This is a genomic window from Polynucleobacter sp. TSB-Sco08W16 (assembly GCF_018687455.1).
Lineage (GTDB): Bacteria > Pseudomonadota > Gammaproteobacteria > Burkholderiales > Burkholderiaceae > Polynucleobacter.
On the sequence record NZ_CP061291.1, the window covers coordinates 984,079 to 1,003,354 of the forward strand.

18 protein-coding genes, 1 tRNA gene and 1 riboswitch are annotated in these 19,276 nt (G+C 46.1%); of the genes, 13 read left to right on the forward strand and 6 right to left on the reverse strand.

Features of this window, described 5'->3' with window-relative positions; translation table 11 throughout:
* Positions 1-2: 2 nt before the first annotated feature.
* Both FD961_RS04840 and FD961_RS04845 read right to left on the reverse strand, forming a co-directional pair.
* Entirely contained in the window at positions 3-356 is a 354-nt protein-coding gene (locus FD961_RS04840; RefSeq protein WP_215392907.1) for a cytochrome c, read from the reverse strand.
* A 13-nt stretch (positions 357-369) separates the two neighbouring features.
* Positions 370-735, reverse strand: coding sequence for a cytochrome c (locus FD961_RS04845; RefSeq protein ID WP_236638701.1), 366 nt, complete (start codon positions 733-735; stop codon positions 370-372).
* Between the two features lie 173 nt (positions 736-908).
* Between FD961_RS04845 and FD961_RS04850 the strand changes: the two genes are divergently transcribed.
* Genes FD961_RS04850 through FD961_RS04860 form a run of 3 tightly spaced genes read left to right on the forward strand, consistent with a single transcriptional unit; the run spans position 909 to position 3,484 of the window.
* Positions 909-1,778, forward strand: a complete 870-nt coding sequence (locus FD961_RS04850; RefSeq protein WP_071465735.1) for a MoxR family ATPase — start codon at positions 909-911, stop codon at positions 1,776-1,778.
* Between the two features lie 22 nt (positions 1,779-1,800).
* Entirely contained in the window at positions 1,801-2,976 is a 1,176-nt protein-coding gene (locus tag FD961_RS04855; protein ID WP_215392908.1) for a VWA domain-containing protein, read from the forward strand.
* Positions 2,977-3,028: 52 nt separating this feature from the next.
* Entirely contained in the window at positions 3,029-3,484 is a 456-nt protein-coding gene (locus FD961_RS04860; RefSeq protein WP_215392909.1) for a RidA family protein, read from the forward strand.
* A gap of 8 nt (positions 3,485-3,492) precedes the next feature.
* Here the strand turns inward: FD961_RS04860 and FD961_RS04865 are convergent, their stop codons facing one another.
* Positions 3,493-4,137 (reverse strand): NTP transferase domain-containing protein, encoded by a 645-nt coding sequence (locus tag FD961_RS04865; RefSeq protein ID WP_251371215.1) that lies wholly within the window; start codon positions 4,135-4,137, stop codon positions 3,493-3,495.
* A 51-nt stretch (positions 4,138-4,188) separates the two neighbouring features.
* Between FD961_RS04865 and FD961_RS04870 the strand changes: the two genes are divergently transcribed.
* On the forward strand, positions 4,189-5,148 hold the full coding sequence (locus FD961_RS04870) for an XdhC family protein (RefSeq protein ID WP_215392910.1): 960 nt from the start codon (positions 4,189-4,191) through the stop codon (positions 5,146-5,148).
* Here the strand turns inward: FD961_RS04870 and parC are convergent, their stop codons facing one another.
* Complete coding sequence (parC, locus tag FD961_RS04875) at positions 5,149-7,443, reverse strand: DNA topoisomerase IV subunit A (RefSeq protein ID WP_215394359.1); 2,295 nt, start codon at positions 7,441-7,443, stop codon at positions 5,149-5,151. It abuts the gene before it with no gap.
* A gap of 170 nt (positions 7,444-7,613) precedes the next feature.
* Complete coding sequence (locus FD961_RS04880; RefSeq protein ID WP_215392911.1) at positions 7,614-9,602, reverse strand: DNA topoisomerase IV subunit B; 1,989 nt, start codon at positions 9,600-9,602, stop codon at positions 7,614-7,616.
* Between the two features lie 79 nt (positions 9,603-9,681).
* Here FD961_RS04880 and FD961_RS04885 point away from each other — a divergent pair, with 79 nt between their 5' ends.
* The 9 genes from FD961_RS04885 to thiE all read left to right on the forward strand — a co-directional run bounded on the left by FD961_RS04885 (position 9,682) and on the right by thiE (position 18,772).
* Positions 9,682-10,902, forward strand: coding sequence for a CaiB/BaiF CoA-transferase family protein (locus FD961_RS04885; protein ID WP_071465730.1), 1,221 nt, complete (start codon positions 9,682-9,684; stop codon positions 10,900-10,902).
* Positions 10,902-12,134, forward strand: a complete 1,233-nt coding sequence (locus tag FD961_RS04890) for an MFS transporter (protein WP_215392912.1) — start codon at positions 10,902-10,904, stop codon at positions 12,132-12,134. Before FD961_RS04885 ends, FD961_RS04890 begins: the two co-directional genes overlap by 1 nt.
* A 187-nt stretch (positions 12,135-12,321) precedes the next feature.
* Positions 12,322-12,396 (forward strand) — tRNA-Arg (locus FD961_RS04895).
* A gap of 217 nt (positions 12,397-12,613) precedes the next feature.
* Complete coding sequence (locus FD961_RS04900) at positions 12,614-13,447, forward strand: NUDIX hydrolase family protein (protein WP_215392913.1); 834 nt, start codon at positions 12,614-12,616, stop codon at positions 13,445-13,447.
* Between the two features lie 95 nt (positions 13,448-13,542).
* Positions 13,543-13,651, forward strand: a riboswitch (TPP riboswitch).
* Between the two features lie 31 nt (positions 13,652-13,682).
* Complete coding sequence (thiC, locus tag FD961_RS04905) at positions 13,683-15,626, forward strand: phosphomethylpyrimidine synthase ThiC (RefSeq protein ID WP_251371217.1); 1,944 nt, start codon at positions 13,683-13,685, stop codon at positions 15,624-15,626.
* Between the two features lie 9 nt (positions 15,627-15,635).
* Entirely contained in the window at positions 15,636-16,790 is a 1,155-nt protein-coding gene (locus FD961_RS04910; RefSeq protein WP_215392914.1) for an FAD-dependent oxidoreductase, read from the forward strand.
* Positions 16,781-16,978, forward strand: coding sequence for a sulfur carrier protein ThiS (thiS, locus tag FD961_RS04915; protein WP_215392915.1), 198 nt, complete (start codon positions 16,781-16,783; stop codon positions 16,976-16,978). The genes FD961_RS04910 and thiS overlap by 10 nt, the downstream gene beginning before the upstream one ends.
* Positions 16,979-16,995: 17 nt before the next feature.
* Positions 16,996-17,814 carry a thiazole synthase gene (locus FD961_RS04920; RefSeq protein ID WP_215392916.1) on the forward strand — a complete coding sequence of 273 codons (819 nt, stop codon included), beginning with the start codon at positions 16,996-16,998 and terminating at the stop codon, positions 17,812-17,814.
* A gap of 31 nt (positions 17,815-17,845) precedes the next feature.
* Positions 17,846-18,772 carry a thiamine phosphate synthase gene (gene thiE, locus FD961_RS04925; RefSeq protein ID WP_215392917.1) on the forward strand — a complete coding sequence of 309 codons (927 nt, stop codon included), beginning with the start codon at positions 17,846-17,848 and terminating at the stop codon, positions 18,770-18,772.
* Between the two features lie 83 nt (positions 18,773-18,855).
* Here the strand turns inward: thiE and FD961_RS04930 are convergent, their stop codons facing one another.
* The gene (locus tag FD961_RS04930) at positions 18,856-19,197 is read right to left on the reverse strand and encodes a hypothetical protein (RefSeq protein ID WP_215392918.1); all 342 of its coding nucleotides are present in this window, start codon (positions 19,195-19,197) and stop codon (positions 18,856-18,858) included.
* Positions 19,198-19,276 lie beyond the last annotated feature (79 nt).

Consider the following 19,276-nt stretch of genomic DNA (forward strand, 5'->3'; position numbering starts at 1 on the left):
AATTACTTTTTGATAACAAAGTTTCCTGGCAAGGAAGCAACATAAGCTGCAATATCGTGTAAGTCCGCATCAGAGAATGCTTGAACTTGTGCGCCCATTACGGCATTGTTGCGGCCATATTTAGCGTTACCGTCACCTACTTTGTATGCCTTTAAGGCGTAGTAGATGTAATCAGGATATTGACCAGCTAATTTAGGGTAAACGGGCATGATGGGTGCATTTAAACCAGCACCATGACATGCTGCGCAATTGGCCTTTTCAACCAATGCCTGACCTTTATCAACGCTGGATGCACTGGCCACGTTAACGAGTCCAATGCTTGAGAGTAAAACTGCTGTAACTAGTGCAAATTTCATAAACGTGCCTCTATCACTTCAATGGGTTGCTAGGTGAGCTGGCAGTTTGCGCAGCATAGTATTCGCCGATGTCTGCCATATCTTGGTCAGAAAGGCTAGCGGCAATAGAACGCATCGTAGGATGCTTTCTTTCGCCCTTTTTATATTCAGCCAAAGCTGTAGCAATGTAAGCAGCATTTTGGCCGCCTAGCATCGGAACTCGATAAACCAAGGGATAGTCAGCACGGTAGTCAGGAATGGAGTGGCAACCAGTACAAAGCCAAACTTTGCCATTTCCAGCAGCAGCGCTACCTTTAACCTCGTCAGCCTGTGCGGCAAATCCAGCAAACACCAAACCGGCGCAGATGAGCAATTTAGAAATAATTGAGAGTTTTTTCATAGAAATCAGTTTAATAAGTTTGATTTGAATCAATCCCGGAGAGTATAGCGGAGAGCTGCCCCCTTAAGCAGTATTTGCCCATTCCGGACCCCAAAAACAGCAGAAATACTGAAAAATAGGGGCTATTTACCTATACTTGAACATCCATTAATTGACCTTTTGATTGCCACTAAATGACAAGACCTTCACCCAATCCTTCAAGCCGCTTTGACGGCAGTCAAAGCTATGTCGCTACAGATGACTTAAAACTGGCTGTCAATGCTGCCATTGCACTCCAGCGGCCACTACTCATTAAAGGGGAGCCAGGAACAGGCAAAACGATGTTGGCTGAAGAGGTGGCTGCAGCTCTCCAAATGCCCCTTTTGCAGTGGCACATTAAATCGACTACCAAAGCACAACAAGGGTTATATGAATACGATGCGGTGAGTCGCTTACGTGACTCCCAGCTTGGCGATGAAAAAGTCAAAGATATTCGCAACTACATTGTCAAAGGCGTCTTATGGCAAGCCTTTGAAGCGGATGAGCCCACTGTCCTACTAATTGATGAGATCGATAAAGCAGATATCGAGTTTCCAAATGACCTCTTACGTGAAATTGACCGGATGGAGTTTTATGTCTACGAAACTCGTGAGTTAATTAAGGCAAAGCATCGTCCCCTCGTTATCATCACCTCCAATAATGAAAAAGAATTGCCAGATGCCTTTTTGCGTCGTTGCTTCTTTCATTACATCACCTTTCCCGATGCCAACACCATGCAAAGCATCGTTGATGTTCATCATCCCAACATCAAACAAGATCTGTTGGAAGCTGCGCTGAAAGCTTTTTATCAAATACGCTCTCTGCCAGGGATCAAGAAAAAACCCTCTACTTCTGAATTAATAGACTGGCTCAAGCTATTGCTCGCAGAGGATATTCCCCCAGAGGCGCTTTATAGCCAAGATGAAAAGATCGTGGTTCCACCATTGCATGGTGCTTTGCTAAAAAATGAGCAGGATATCCATTTGTTTGAGCGCTTAGTGATGATGAATCGCAATCACCGCTAATACAGACTCCTAAGCGCACTCGATGTTAATTCCATTTTTCCTGAATCTGAAAGAGGCCAAAGTGCCTGTTTCGGTGAGGGAGTTTTTAACGCTCTTAGAAGCATTAAAGTCTGGAGTGATCAATCCCTCCATAGATGAGTTTTATCAACTCTCCAGAATGACCTTAGTTAAAGATGAGCAACACTTTGATCGCTTTGATCAGGTATTTGGCAGCTACTTTAATGGCGTAGAAAAAGTCATCGCCCTCTCTCCCGATATTCCAATGGACTGGCTAGAAAAGAAATTACAGCGAGTGCTAACGGATGAAGAAAAGGCAGCACTCCAAAAACTGGGTGGCCCAGAAGCACTTCAGAAACGTCTTGAGGAGTTGTTAAAAGAGCAAAAAGAATGGCATGGGGGTGGGAATAAATGGATTGGTGCTGGAGGCTCCTCAGCATTTGGCCATAGTGGCTATCACCCTGAAGGAATTCGGATTGGCGGTGAAAGCGCCGGCAATCGGACCGCCATTAAAGTCTGGCAAGCCCGAGAATTTAAAGATTACGACAGCGATCTTGCACTAGGCACGCGCAATATCAAAGTAGCCTTACGTCGTTTACGTCGCTTTGCGCGAGAAGGATCTGTTTTAGAGCTGGATTTAGATAAAACAATTCACTCTACTGCCGCCAATGCAGGAATGCTAGATATCAAGATGCGACCTGAACGCCATAATCAAGTCAAAGTTCTGCTTCTAATGGATGTTGGTGGATCGATGGATGACCATATCAAGCAGATTGGCGAATTGTTCTCCGCTGCCAAGGCAGAATTTAAACATCTTGAGTCTTACTATTTCCATAACTGCGTGTACGAGAATTTATGGCAAAGCAATCGCCGCCGCAGAGATCAGGTAACTGCAACTCAAGACATCATTCATAAATATGGTCCCGACTACAAGCTGATCTTCGTAGGGGATGCCACGATGTCGCCCTATGAAATTCTGAGCCCCAATGGCTCAGTTGAATATAACAACCAGGAAGCTGGTGCCGTTTGGATAAACCGACTGCTAGACCACTTTCCTCATTTTGCATGGCTCAATCCAGAGCCAGAGTCTATTTGGGAATACCGTCAATCTATCGACATTATGAAAAACCTCATGAAAGACCGCATGTATCCTGTGACTCTAAGTGGTCTTGAGGGTGCCATGCGTCAACTATCGAAATAATTTGCCAGTAAGATTCTAATATTCACATTTTTCTATTGATTGAAACAACACTATGAGCAATATTAGCGAGCGCCTTAAGACCCTTGGCATTGATTTACCGCCACCCGGACCTCCTGCGGCAGCCTATGTCATGGCAGCAACTACTGGTAATACCGTTTTTTTGTCAGGCCACATTGCTAAACGTGATGGTAAGCCCTGGGTGGGAAAGCTCGGCAAGGATATGGATACCGACACTGGTAAAGCAGCTGCGCGCGCTATCGCGATTGATTTGCTCTCAACACTACAAAATCATTTAGGCTCTTTGGAAAATGTAAAGCGCATTGTCAAAGTGATGGGGCTGGTGAACTCTACTGGCGAATACACAGAACAACATCTTGTAGTGAATGGTTGCTCTGAATTGTTATTTGAAGTCTTTGGTGATGCCGGCAAACATGCTCGTAGTGCCTTTGGCGTAGCTCAGATCCCTTTGGGAGCATGTGTAGAAATTGAATTGATTGCTGAGATTTAAGCCATTAATTATTTGCTTATCCCAAGCTTCTGGATGTCCACCTCCGTATCAACATCCAGAATAAATGCATCATGTGTTGTCTCGAAGATATGAATCAAGTTGGGATTTTGATCCATAAACGTGCGACACGTCATCCCCGGCTTCGATAGTATTGCCTCAACTACATTTCTTGAGAACAAGACCGGATTGCCCCGCTGCCCACCCACTTGTGGCATGACCATTTCATAGCCGGTCTTTCGATTAGTAAAGCGCTCAAGTAAAAGCATGAGCTCTCTAGAGCGGATATTCGGTTGATCGCAAAGACATACTGCTAAAACATCAAAGTGACTTTGCAATGACTCAAGACCAAGTCGCACCGAGGATCCTTGACCTCTATCCGGATTTGGATTGTGAATCACACGTATTGACTGACTTAACAGCGCGCTTTGTTTGGCTAACTCAGCATTAATAGCCTGATTATGAAAACCAGTCACAACCACTAACTCAATCGGATTTAAATCTCTTACTTCAGAAAAAAAGTTTTCTAAAAGCGTTTTTCCATCCATTTTTAGCAGGGCTTTAGGTATAGACCCCATACGACTTCCCTCGCCTGCCGCCAAAAGAATAATGGCTAGACGAAGATCTGATTTCGGGGATGCACCTATATTGCTCATTAAGGTGATAATAAATAAGAAATTCAAAAGAGAACAAATAAAAGACTTAGCATGAATAGCACCGACCTCAGCGTCCTCAAATCCGCAGTGAGCTGGCTTAAATCCGGCCATCAAGTAGCCATTGCTACCGTAGTACAAACTTGGGGTTCAGCTCCTCGCCCCATTGGTTCATGGCTTGCAATCCGTCAAGATGGTCAAGTAGCGGGATCCGTATCTGGCGGGTGTGTTGAGGACGACCTAATTAATCGCGTACAAGCTGAAATTCTGACTCGCAGCAATCCTGAGATGGTGGTTTATGGTGTGAGCCAAGAAGAAGCAGCTCGCTTCGGCCTTCCCTGCGGCGGAACTTTGCGTTTGCTGGTAGAGCCTAAACCTGAATTAGCCATACTGGAAAAATTACTGGACTCTATTAGCTCCCATCAAGTGATGAGGCGTACCGTCACCATTGCGAATGGCAAATCGAGTTTAAGAGCCGGTAATCGCAGTGACGAGTTTTCCTGCTCAGATACCGAGATGCAAACAACTTATGGCCCACGTTGGCGCATGGTCATCATCGGTGCAGGTCAACTTTCTTTGTATACCGCCGACTTTGCCCTGGCCTCCGACTTTGAAGTGATCGTGATCGATCCGCGTGATGAGTATGCAGAAGGACTAAACCGCACTGATGTGACCTTCATCAAAGGCATGCCTGATGACGTATTACTTGAGATTGGTGTTGATCCTCATACAGCGGTGGTAGCCCTCACCCATGATCCAAAGTTGGATGATATGGCCCTCATGGAGGCACTAAAGTCTTCTGCCTTTTATGTTGGCGCCCTGGGGAGCCGAAAAAATACCCAAAAGCGTAAAGAACGACTACTAGAGTTTGATGTCAGCAGAGACGAAGTGGAAAAACTGCATGGCCCAGTTGGACTCTCTATCGGCGCACTCACTCCACCAGAAATCGCAGTATCGATTCTGGCGGAAGTGATTGCCGTTAAATATGGTGTTGCTGTAGCAAAGAAAATCTAATTAGTTTGCTTTGAGCTTGCCGTCTTTTAGGCGTGGCTCTACAAAGTGGCCTTTGCGTGCTCGATTACCCGCAAATGACTTCAATGTTTTTGCATCCAAACTCAATTCCGTTGGCTTCCCTGCGCGACCCGCCCCTGAATAGGTGGCGCCATTAGGGCCTACAGCGATAGCGGAGGCTAAGGACTCCTTCTCATCTAAGCCCATTAAAATCACGCCTTTGCCGCCAGTAGGCAAACGCTTAAGCTCATCTAATGGGAAAACAAGTAATTTAGAGGCTTCAGACAGACAAGCTACTTGCTTCATACCAACCTGCACCTTGCTTGCACCTAAAGGTGCATCACCAGGATGTTTTGCATCAACACTGATAAACGATTTACCAGCTTTATTGCGAGTGCTCATGTCCGATACATTCGCTAAGAAGCCATAACCTGCTTTAGTAGATAGCAAGACCAGATCATCTGGTTGGCCAGCGTAATACGCCACCATTTGCGATCCAGCAGCTAAATTGACAAAGCTAGTTAATGGTGAGCCATCACCGCGGGCGCCAGGTAGCTCGCTGACAGGTACCGTATAAACACGTCCATCACTTCCAAAGCCCTGAATAACGTCAACGGTGCGAACCTCAAAGGTTGCATACATCGCATCACCCGCTTTGAAGCTAAATTGAGTTGCATCGTGCTCATGACCTTGACGAACACGTACCCAACCCTTTTGTGAAACGATGACAGTCACTGGTTCATCAATGACTTTAGTTTCTGCAACAGCACGCTTATCTTCCTGAATCAAGGTGCGACGATCATCGCCAAAATCCTTGATGTCGGATTCAATTTCTTTAATGATGCGTTTACGTAAAACGGCGTCACTTTGCAGTAAGCCTTCAAGATCATCACGCTCCGTCTGGAGCGATTTAAGCTCTTGCTCAATCTTGATACCTTCTAAACGAGCCAATTGGCGCAAGCGAATATCCAGAATGTCTTCAGCCTGACGATCTGTGAGCTTAAACTCTTTGATCAAATCGACTTTGGGCTCATCGCTATTGCGAATAATCTTAATTACCTTATCAATATTGAGAAGAACGGTTAAACGCCCCTCCAAAATATGCATCCGGTCTTTTACTTTGCCGAGGCGGAACTGGGTACGACGTGTCACCGTAGCAACTCTGAACTCAACCCACTCAGAAATAATTTCCTTTAAGCCCTTTTGACGCGGACGACCGTCATTACCAATCATCACCAAATTCATTGGCGCATTTGACTCAAGCGAGGTATGAGCCAACAAGAGATTTACAAACTCATTGACATCAATGTTCTTACTCTTTGGCTCAAACACCAACCGTACAGCAGCATCCTTACTGGATTCATCACGCACACCATCGAGCACATTCAAGATAGTCGATTTGAGATTATTTTGCTCTGGGGTTAAGGTCTTCTTACCAACTCTTACCTTAGGATTGGTGATCTCTTCGATCTCTTGTAAAACCCGTTGTGATGAGGTTGCTGGTGGCAGCTCATTGACAACAATTTGCCATTGACCACGTGCTAATTCCTCTACAGACCAACGGGCACGAACTTTGAGGCTACCTCGCCCTGTTTCATAAATTTGGGCAATTTCCGCTGAAGAGGAAATAATTTGGCCGCCACCCGGATAGTCAGGACCGGGCATGATTTCCAGTAAATCTGCCGTGGATAGCTTTGGCGATTTCATCAAAGCGATTGCAGCAGAAGCTACTTCACGCAAGTTATGTGAAGGAATCTCGGTAGCCATTCCGACAGCAATACCTGAAGCGCCGTTGAGCAGCACAAAGGGCAAGCGAGCCGGTAATAACTTTGGCTCTTGAAATGAGCCGTCATAGTTCGGAGCAAAATCGACCGTACCTTCATCAATTTCGCTGAGAAGTAATCCAGCGATCTTTGTTAAGCGTGCTTCGGTATAACGCATTGCAGCTGCACCATCACCATCACGGGAACCGAAGTTTCCTTGCCCGTCAATTAAGGGGTAGCGTAGTGAGAAACTTTGTGCCAAGCGCACCAAGGCGTCATAAGCAGATTGGTCGCCATGGGGATGAAATTTACCTAAAACGTCACCAACAACACGAGCACTTTTTACTGGTTTAGCATCTGCACGTAAACCCATTTCACTCATGGAATATAAAATTCGGCGTTGAACTGGTTTTTGACCATCAGCTACTTCAGGCAATGCACGACCCTTCACTACGCTGATGGCGTAATCTAGATAAGCGCGCTCTGCATAAACAGCGAGGGTCAAGCTATCTTTATTGTCTTCATTCAACTCCATCGTCTTAGGATCATGGGGATCATTTGGACCTTGGGGGGAGATTGAGGAACCCTGTTTTGCTTGGGCAGGCACCTCATCTACCTCAACAATTTCGATCTCATCGACTGGAGATGCAAATAAATCTGCTTGCTCAGCAGCGGTTTTATTACCGGGTGTCTTTTTACTAGCCATTAGATATCCGCCTCAACTTCATTGCCGCGCTCTTCTAACCAATCACGACGAGCGCCGGACTCTGATTTACCCATCAACATGTCCATGGTTTTAAATGTTTCATCTTCAGTCCAAGTACCAAGCGTCACTGGTAGTAAACGACGTGTATCTGGATTTAGGGTTGTATCCCAGAGCTGCTCTGCACTCATCTCTCCCAAGCCTTTAAATCGAGAGATTTGCCAAGCGGTTTCTTTAACACCATCTTTACGCAACTTATCCTCAATTGCTTGCAATTCATTTGCATCCAAGGCGTAAATTTTTTGTGCTGGTTTTTTACCACGCGCAGGAGCATCAACTCTAAACAATGGTGGCCTAGAAATATGGACATGCCCCAACTCAATCAGTTTAGGGAAATGCTTATAGAACAGCGTGAGGAGCAATACTTGTATATGTGCCCCATCCACGTCCGCATCTGACAAGATGCAAACCTTGCCGTAGCGAAGATTAGATAAATCTGGATTGTCATTAGCTCCATGAGGATCAACCCCAATTGCCACCGCAATATCATGCACTTCATTGTTGGCAAATAAGCGGTCGCGCTCCGCCTCCCAGGTATTTAAGACCTTGCCGCGTAGGGGCAAAATCGCTTGATATTCCTTGTTGCGACCCATTTTGGCCGAGCCACCAGCAGAATCACCCTCAACCAAGAAAATTTCATTCTGAGCGATGTCTTCACTCTCGCAATCGGTCAACTTACCAGGTAAAACCGCAACACCCGAAGATTTTTTCTTCTCAACTTTTTGCCCAGCGCGTGTTCTTGCTTGTGCCTGCTTGATCACTAAGTCAGCTAATTTACGACCGTAATCAACATGCTGGTTCAGCCAAAGTTCCAGCGCAGATTTTGCATAGCCAGAAACTAAACGCACGGCATCACGTGAATTTAAACGCTCTTTGATCTGTCCCTGGAACTGAGGGTCCAATACTTTGGCTGACAAAATAAAAGAGGCCCGCGCAAATACGTCTTCAGGCATCAGCTTCACGCCTTTAGGTTGCAATGCATGCATCTCAATAAAGCCTTTTACAGCATTAAATAGTCCTTCACGTAAACCGCTTTCGTGTGTACCGCCAGCAGGAGTCGGAATCAAGTTCACATAACTCTCACGCACTGGAGCACCGTCTTCGGTCCAACTCACTACCCATGCAGCACCTTCGCCTTCAGCAAAGGAATCATCTTCGCCAGTGCCTGTAGCGTATTGCTCGCCCTCAAATGGTGGAATCACTTCTGGACCATGTCCTGCCTGGGCGATAGCCTCATTCAGGTAGCCACGCAAGCCTTGGGCATATTGCCAAGTTTGACTATCGCCTGATTTCTCTTGGATGAGTGTTACTTTGACGCCAGGCAGCAAAACTGCTTTGGAGCGTAGAAGACGAATGAGATCGGCCATCGGAATGGCTGAGCTATCAAAATACTTACCGTCTGGCCATGCCCTTACACGGGTGCCATGGGACTTATCCTCTTTTAAAGACGGTTTCGATTTCAGCTTTTCAATTACCTTGCCATCAGCAAAGGTTAAAGTTGAAACCTGTCCTTCACGCCAGACCGTTACTTCCAGTCGCTTAGAAAGTGCATTGGTAACTGAAACGCCCACACCATGCAAACCGCCTGAGAATGCATAGGCACCACCGGTACCCTTTTCAAATTTGCCACCAGCATGAAGTTGCGTAAACACAATCTCCACTACGGGCAATTTCTCAGTTGGATGCATACCCACCGGAATACCGCGTCCATCATCCTCAACGCTCACGCTGCCATCAGCATGCAAAGTCACAATAATTTGCTTACCAAAACCGCCCAATGCTTCATCAGAAGCGTTGTCCAAGACTTCTTGGATGATATGTAAGGGATTATCAGTGCGGGTGTACATACCAGGCCGTTGACGGACTGGTTCCAGTCCTTTTAGGACCTGAATCGACGATTCGCTGTATTCAGAAGTTTTACGGGTAGCCATGCGCGCAAATTGTAGTCATGTCTGAGGCTAAGGCGGAACTTTTCAGGAAATCCCCTGTCATCCATGCCAAAATTAGGGCATGGGAGCCTTAAGTCATATTCGCGTTTTAGACCTCAGCCGCGTGCTGGCAGGTCCTTGGTGCGCTCAAAACCTAGCGGATTTGGGTGCTGATGTTATTAAAGTCGAGCGTCCAGGCGCTGGGGACGATACCCGCCATTGGGGCCCTCCCTTCGTTAAGGATGCGAATGGCAAGGATACGGAAGAAACTGCCTATTTTATTTGCATCAATCGTAATAAGCGTTCCATTACTGTTGATATCAGCAAACCCGAAGGTCAAGAGATTATTCGCCAATTGGCGGCTCAATCCGATGTAGTTATTGAAAACTACAAAGTTGGTGATCTTGCTAAATACGGCTTGGATTACGAAAGCTTAAAAAAGGTGAAAGCAGATTTGATCTACTGCTCCATTACTGGATTTGGGCAAACTGGTCCTTATGCTCATCGCCCAGGCTATGACTTCATCATTCAAGGCATGGGTGGCTTCATGAGTGTGACTGGCGAAGCCGATGAGTTTGAGGGCGCTAGCCCACAAAAATCAGGGGTTGCAATCGCCGATATTTTCACTGGGATGTATGCCTCTACAGCTATCTTAGCCGCGGTAGTCCATCGCGACCATACTGGCGAGGGCCAATACATCGATATGTCTTTACTCGATACACAGATCGCTGTCATGGCTAATGTATCAAGCGCTTACCTCAGTTCTGGAGAAATTCCAGGGCGCTGGGGAAATGCCTCACCGATCATTGTTCCGTACCAAACCTTCCCCACATCGGATGGCTGGATGATTGTGGCAGCCGGCAATGATGGCCAATATCGCCACTTTGTTACTGCTGGTGGTGAAGCTCACTTGGCCGATAACCCATTATTTTTGACCAATCCTTTGCGCGTGCAGAATCGCAAAAAACTCATTCCACTTTTAGAGGTGATGACTCGCAAGAAGACTAAAGGTGAATGGATTGCGCTTTTAGAGCAGGCAAATGTCCCCTGCGGCCCTATCAATAACTTCAAGGAAGTTTTTGAAAATGAGCAAGTGCTTGCCAGAAATGTGCAAATTAATGTCCCTCACCCAAGCACTGGCAATATGAAACTGGTTGCTAGCCCGATGAAACTTTCTAAGACGCCGACTGAAGTCCGTATGGCGCCACCCACGCTAGGACAACACACCAATGAAGTGCTTCATGAGCAATTACAGTTAAGCGACCAAGCGATTGCGGACTTGCGTCAAAAGGGAATTATCTAATGAGCCAAGCTCAATCAAAGGCTTCCCTAACGATGAAGGAAGTGTTGATTTATGGTGGCTTAATGGTGACCCTATCCATGGGTATACGCCATGGTTTTGGCTTGTTCAATTTGCCAATCACCATGGCCAACGGCTGGGGTCGTGAAACCTTTGCCCTGACGATTGCATTGCAAAACCTCATTTGGGGCGCTGTACAACCCATTACTGGTGCCCTTGCAGATCGATATGGCGCATTCAAGATCATGATTGCTGGTGGCGTTTTATACGCACTGGGTTTAGCTGGCATGGCCATCTCCACAGACGCTCTCAATTTCACCATTGCTGGCGGCTTATTCATCGGTCTTGCACAAACTGCCACTACGTATAGCGTGGTTTACGGAATCTTAGGGCGTAACGTTCCTGCTGATAAGCGTGTTTGGGCGATGGGCATTGCTGCTGCTGCAGGCTCGTTTGGACAGTTCCTCATGATTCCAGCTGAGCAAGGATTATTAAGTGCATTTGGCGCACAAGATGCATTGTTACTGCTCGGCCTTATGGCCAGCTTAATGATTCCAACGGCATTCATGTTGCGTGAGAAAAATTTTGTACACCAACACAGCCTTGGTGATCAAACAATTAAAGAGGCACTTAAAGAAGCTATTAATAATCCAAGCTTTCGTTTGCTAACCTTGGGATATTTTGTTTGTGGGTTTCAGGTAGTATTTATTGCAGTACATTTAGCCCCCTATCTGAAAGACCTTTCTTCGATCTATCCATCAGTGGGAACCCCTGTTGTTGCTACCACGGCATTGGCCTTGATTGGACTCTTTAATATCTTTGGCACCTATAGCGCCGGTATCCTTGGGCAACGCTTTCCGAAACGCTATCTTTTATCTAGTATTTACCTAGGTCGCTCTATCGCCATCGCTGCTTTTGTATTACTGCCATTGAGTCCAACATCTACTTATATTTTTGCAGCGGTCATGGGCTTCCTGTGGTTATCGACCATTCCATTAACTAATGGCATTGTTGCCCAAATTTTTGGTGTGAAATATCTCACGATGCTTTCTGGTTTGGTTTTCTTCTCGCATCAGCTTGGTAGTTTTTGTGGCGCATTTTTAGGCGGCTATTTATTTGATCGGACAGGCTCGTACCTGATTGTTTGGCAAATTGCTATTGCACTGGGCATGTTTGCGTTTTTAGTGAACCTACCCGTACAAGAACGTGCTATTCACCGAGCAGTCAATGCTTAAGCATCGCAAGCTTGGATTTTGGAAGCTTATTTTTTACGGCTTCGCTTTATTTGCTTTATTGTTTGTGTTTTCCGCCTATTACGCACCCGATATGATGATCGCCGTTACCAATCAAGTCTGGGCTTTATGTGGGTGGTAATTTATCGGTGTCACAAACATACCTAACATACTTTTAAAAATGTTCTTACTCGCCGTAGCACAATGGATAGTGCACATGCCTCCTAAGCGTGGGATACAGGTTCGATTCCTGTCGGCGGGACCAGCAAACAAAATAAACTTATCCACAGGGATTGTGGATAAATCTACAAAAGTTTTCGTAAGTCACAGATTTGTATAGAGCGACCTAGCCTGCTTAAATAATTAGCAGTCCCAGCTTATCTATTTTTTGCAAGTGCATATGAATATTGGGTCTAAACCTTGTGCTTTAGATCATTGACAAGAGGCTGCACCTTATGTGAAGTTCCCTTACACTTGCCAAAATGACAGTCCTATCTACCAGCACTATCGCCGCCCTTGAGGAGATGCTCCAAAATACAGCGCGTTCGGCTCCCGCCGATTACATGCCCATCTATTTGTTGCGCGGCGGTACTGATCAAGAAATGATTGGTCACCTTAATCCCGATTTCATTCCATACCTACAAGAATCATTAGTTAAGGAACCTATCGCACTGGTATCGATGGGAAATGATCGTCTGAACATTCAAATGGGTCGACCAAAAGATGTCTCAGTAAGTCTTCATCAGCTAGCAAATCGCATGCGCTTAGGCGGCTTTATTCCCGGCTGGCGGAATGAAGACTTTGCATGGGTAGATCAACACGGGCATAAATCCTTTCACTTGGAGCGTGCCGCGTTTCGCACCTTTGGATTTCGCAGCATGGCTACGCATATCAATGGCTACACCAAACAAAAAACAATATGGTTGGGTCGAAGAAGTGAAAATAAGGCAACCGATCCCGGAAGATTGGATAACATTGCTGCTGGTGGTATCGCTGCCGACGAAACTCCCTGGGTCTGCGCAAAACGCGAGCTTTGGGAAGAAGCTGGAGTGCCTCCACAAATCGCTGATGAAATTGAACCAATTGGTCGCATCCATATGCGTCGCCCCATTTCCGGGCGTGGATTTCATGATGAGCAGCTTTATGTCTACGACTTGGAGTTATTAGACAACTTCATCCCCACAAATCATGATGGGGAAGTGAGTGGTTTTATTGAAGTTTCTTATGCAGAAGCTGCCGCCCGAATCCTTGCAGATGAATTTACGAGTGATGCCGCTTTTGTAACCGCAGATTTCCTATTGCGCCGCAATAGATAAGGTTTGCTGGTGCTTCCTGCTCAATTTTTGCTCCTGGAGCAGAAATTGACGTTCATCATGCCTAGTAGCCCCAATTCGTGGTTAAATCTATCTTAAGGATGAAACAGGGGTGCCCTTGAAAGCAGAGTTTGCTTAGAGGCGCTGAGAAAGACCCTAGAACCCGATCCAGGTAATGCTGGCGTGGGGAGTTACATCAGACCGACACCCGGTTTCGTCCATCTAAAACAGCTAGGAGATGGACGTGAGTAAAGATAACCAAAAAACCAAACATGAAATCCCAAGTTTAAAAAGCTTGGAACGCGACTTCGGACAAAAGTTCGCTTATCCAGCATCGACAAAAACTTACTTACAAGGTTCTCGCGCAGATATCAAAGCGCCGATTCGGATGATTGAACAATTACCAACACGCGTTGGTGAAGAGTTAGTTGCCAATCCCCCCGTTCCTGTATACGACACCTCTGGTCCATACAGCGATCCAGAAATCGTAATTAATCTTGAAAAAGGTTTACCAAGATTACGTGAAGAGTGGATTAAAGAGCGCAATGACACTGAGCAACTCTCTGGTCCAAGTTCTGAGTATGGCGTTGCTCGCTCTCAAGATGAAGCTACCCAGAGTTTACGTTTTGCGCATATTAGCGCACCACGAGTTGCAAAGGCAGGCAACAACGTCAGTCAAATGTACTATGCTCGCAAAGGCATCGTTACGCCTGAAATGGAATACGTGGCTTTACGTGAATCAATGGGTTTAGAGCAACTGCGTAAAGATCCTGCTTACAAGCAATTACTCAAGCAGCATCCAGGCAAAGGCTATGGCGCCAATCTTCCTGACATCGTTACTGGTGAATTCGTGCGCTCTGAGATTGCCGCTGGCCGCGCAATTATTCCAGCAAACATTAATCACCCTGAGCTTGAGCCGATGATTATTGGCCGTAACTTCCGCGTGAAGATTAATGGCAACCTCGGAAATTCTGCTGTGACTTCTTCAATCAATGAAGAGGTAGAGAAAATGGTTTGGTCCATTCGTTGGGGTGCCGACACCATCATGGATCTTTCCACAGGCAAACATATTCATGAAACTCGTGAATGGATTATTCGTAATTCACCAGTTCCTATTGGTACCGTTCCAATTTATCAAGCACTCGATAAAACTGGTGGCATTGCAGAAGATCTCACTTGGGAAATGTTCCGCGATACCCTAGTTGAGCAGGCCGAGCAAGGTGTTGATTACTTCACAATTCATGCTGGCGTATTGCTACGTTATGTACCGCTGACGGCAGATCGCATTACCGGCATCGTGTCACGTGGCGGCTCAATCATGGCTAAATGGTGCTTAGCTCATCATAAAGAAAACTTCCTCTACACCAAGTTTGATGAGATTTGCGAAATCATGAAGGCGTATGACGTTTCTTTTAGCTTAGGCGACGGTTTGCGTCCTGGTTGTATTGCTGACTCTAATGATGCAGCGCAATTTGGCGAACTCCACACACTCGGCGAACTCACCGCCAAAGCTTGGAAGCATGATGTGCAAGTAATGATCGAAGGGCCTGGCCATGTTCCAATGCAGCGCATTGAAGAAAACATGACTGAAGAGCTCAAGCATTGCTTAGAAGCACCCTTCTACACTCTTGGACCTTTGATTACAGATATTGCGCCTGGCTATGACCACATCACCAGCGGTATTGGTGCAGCTCAAATTGGTTGGTACGGCACTGCGATGCTTTGCTATGTGACACCTAAAGAGCATTTAGGCTTGCCAGACAAAGAAGATGTTCGCGAAGGAATCATCACGTACAAGATCGCCGCTCATGGCGCTGACTTAGCTAAAGGTTTGCCTGGTGCTCAGGTACGCGATAACGCACTCTCTAAGGCTCGCTTTGAGTTCCGCTGGGAAGATCAGTTCAATTTGGGCTTAGATCCTGAGCGCGCTCGTGAATATCATGATGCAACGTTGCCTGCTGAAGGTGCCAAGATTGCCCACTTCTGCTCAATGTGTGGTCCTAAGTTCTGCTCCATGAAAATCACTCAAGAAGTGCGAGACTATGCTGCAACCCTGGATGCTGACGGTAATCCAAAAGATGGCAAGAAAGTAATTCCGATTACTGAGGTTGCTGATGCAACAAAAGGCATGGAAGAAATGTCTGCTGAGTTCCGTAAGCGCGGTAGCGAGATCTATCAATAAGCAATAGCAATGAATCAACCCATCTTCACGAACAGTAAATACGCGATCGTCGGTGCCGGCCTAATGGGTCGTCTCCTAGCGGTAGCACTTGCTCAGCGTGGGGCTCAGGTTGATTTATTTGATAAAGGCGATTCTGCTGCAAGCGGCGCTGCTGCACGTATCGCTGCCGCTATGCTTGCGCCTCTGGCAGAGTCTGCGATCACCGAAGACTCTGTAGTGCGAATGGGCATCCATAGTTTGCCTCGTTGGAAAGATTTAATTAGCGCACTATCCAAGCCTGTTTTTTTTCAGCAAGATGGCACTCTCATTTTGTGGCATAGACAAGATGCAAGCGAGGCTGAACGCTTTTCCAATCACTTGGAAAAGAATTGTCGCCATAACCCTCAGCTAACTGCCCCAATAAAACTGAACGCTTCTGATTTAGCACAAATTGAACCAGGAGTTGCCGATCGCTTCATGCAGGCTTTGTATTTACCAAATGAAGGTCAGCTCGATAATCGTCAGCTACTCGATGCACTTCTCCATGAGTTAATTACCCTAAAAGTGAATTGCCATTGGAATACTGCAGCAGAGCCAGAACAACTGCGCAAGAATGGCCCTTATCAGAGCGTGATTGATTGCCGGGGTCATGGTGCGAAGGAGGCTTGGTTGTCTACTTCCAATAAGCTACGGGGAGTGCGCGGCGAGGTTGTGCGTTTATATGCTCCAGAAGTGAAGCTCCGTAGACCTACTCGCTTAATTCATCCTCGTTATCCGATCTACATTGCCCCCAAGGAGAACGACATCTATGTCGTGGGTGCAACTGAAATCGAGTCAGATGATCTTTCGGAGATGAGTCTGCGCTCTGCAATGGAATTGCTCAGTGCCGTCTATACCGTACACAGCGGATTTGCAGAAGCCCGCATTTTGGAGATGGCAACCCAGTGCCGCCCTACTCTCAAAAATAATCTACCTGAAATACGCATCCAAAAAGATAAAGGTTTATCGGATTTGATTATGGTCAACGGTCTATATCGCCATGGTTTTATGATTTCACCAGCGATTCTGGATTCCTCCCTAGAGGTTTTAGAGTTTGGCCAAAGCAATACCGCCTTGGAATTAGGGCTAAGCATCACTAGCAATCTTGGAACCACCAACAATCACGAGGCAAGTCTATGCGCGTAATTGTTAATCAGGTTGAATATGAACTGCCAAATCAAAGCATGATTTCAGATGCGCTTTCTTTGATCAATGCCAAGCCGCCTTTTGCTGTAGCTGTTAATTTGAACTTTGTACCCAAAACTCAATACGAACAATTTACATTAAATGAGAATGATCAAATTGAAGTGATAGCCCCAGTAACCGGCGGCTGATTTTGACTAATTTACTTATGACTGCACCGTTACCAAACAATCTCAATAGCGCAGATGCACTATTTCTCTATGGCGAGAGCTTTGCTAGTCGTTTGCTATTAGGAACCTCTCGCTATCCATCACCGCAAGTATTGGAAAATGCTGTTAATGCATCTAACCCAGCGATGATCACGGTCAGCTTGCGTCGCCAGGGATCTAGTACAACTGAGGCACACAGTGGCTTCTGGGATCTCCTGAAGAAGATGGCAGTGCCTGTGTTGCCAAACACTGCTGGTTGCCACAGCCCTCAAGAAGTGATTACTACAGCACAGATGGCACGTGAAGTCTTTGAGAGTGACTGGATTAAGTTGGAACTGATTGGCGATGATTACACTTTACAGCCCGACACTTTGCGTCTAGTCCAAACGGCAGAGTCCTTGATTAAAGAAGGTTTTAAAGTACTGCCGTATTGCACGGAAGATTTAATCTTGTGCCAACGTTTAGTAGATGTTGGCTGCCAGGCAATCATGCCATGGGCTGCTCCAATTGGCACTGGCCAAGGTCCCCTCAACCCATATGCCATGAAGTTGTTGCGAGACCGCATCAAGGTGCCCATGATTGTGGATGCCGGGCTTGGCTTACCCTCCCATGCCTGCACTGTGATGGAATGGGGTTTTGATGCTGTACTACTCAATACCGCCGTCGCCCTCTCGAATGATCCAGTTGCTATGGCTAACTCTTTTGCTATGGCAGTCGATGCTGGTCGTACCGCCTACTTATCTGGAGCCATGAAACCCCAAGAATCTGCGCAAGCGAGCACACCCCTTGTGGGCACTCCTTTTTGGCATCAAGCCTAAGTTGTACGAATGTGTGTTTAGATAGAGCTATATGAGCCTGATACGTGATCTTGCCGACCAAATTATTGCCGCCCATCGCAATGATGATCTATGTATTGCGATTCCATCCTTTTCAATCAGCTCACCTCCCCCCCGAATTGATAATGAAGCGGCTGCCGATCATTACGAACTTGCTGGCGCTTTAGCGGCAATCGAGATGGGCTTTATTGAATCTGATGCCAAGGTTCTAGGCAAAGCGTGGTCTCGCATGACCCTGCATGATGGCGGCTTTAATCCCTTTAAATGGCCAAATAGACCAGAGCAATTCGATCTACTGCCGTGGACTCGTAATATGAACCCCAATGCATTTAAGGAGTGCCCTAAACGCCTTGGTTTGTATGGTGTTATGCCGGACGCCGATTGGGTAAAGCGAATGGTTGAGGCTGAAATTCCGACAGTGCAATTACGCTTTAAGTCTGAAGACCGATACAAAATTCGCAAACAGATAAAAGAGTCTGTAAAGGCGGTCGAAGGCAGTAAGACTTTGCTTTTTATCAATGACTATTGGGAAGAAGCGATTGATGCAGAGGCTTATGGCGTCCATCTAGGTCAAGAAGATATGGAGACTGCTAATTTAGAAAAGATTAGGGAAGCAGGCTTACGTCTTGGTTTAAGCACACATGGATATGCAGAGCTTGCTTATGCCGATCGTTTTTGCCCTAGCTATATTGCGATGGGCGCAGTCTTTCCCACTAACCTCAAAAAAATGCCTACCGCACCTCAGGGCCTAGGACGACTTTATCAATATGCGAAATTGATGAGCCACTACCCTCTGGTTGCTATCGGTGGGATTGATCAAGATAGCATTCATGCGGTAGCCAAAAGTGGTGTTGGTTCGATTGCGGTAGTACGGGCAATTACACAAGCCAAGGACCCAAAGCTAGCAGTAAGGCACTTACAAGATTTAATGCAGGCTTAGTCTTTGGGACAATGATCAATTTGCCTGCTGACGGCAAATCATGTCATCTTTATGGCACGCAGGATTGATAGAAATCTGGCTAACTACTTTCCTTGAAAGCCGTGCAATAACTCAGCAGTATCTTTAAGCCAAGTCAGGCCATGTTTTGTAGGCAACACAAATTTGCGTCTTGCATCCCTCTTACAGACTTCAGTCTTAATCATCTTCTTTGAGATTAAACCCTTCATAATTGAATGAAGGGTAGCTTGCGAGGCAATTTCATTGAGCAAAATGAGATCTAGCACTGCAAATTCGACTTTATCAAGGTAAGCACCAAATACCGCCTCGAGAACTAACAGCTCCTTGCAATCATTGATCTTATAGCGCTTGTTTACTCGTTGAGCCGACTTAGAAAAATGGATGTAATTAGAAAGGATTTGGGACATCCTCTAATCCTATTCTCCTTACGGCTATTAGACGAGTAATATCGAAAGTAACTTTTATATCTAATTTTTATAAAAATTG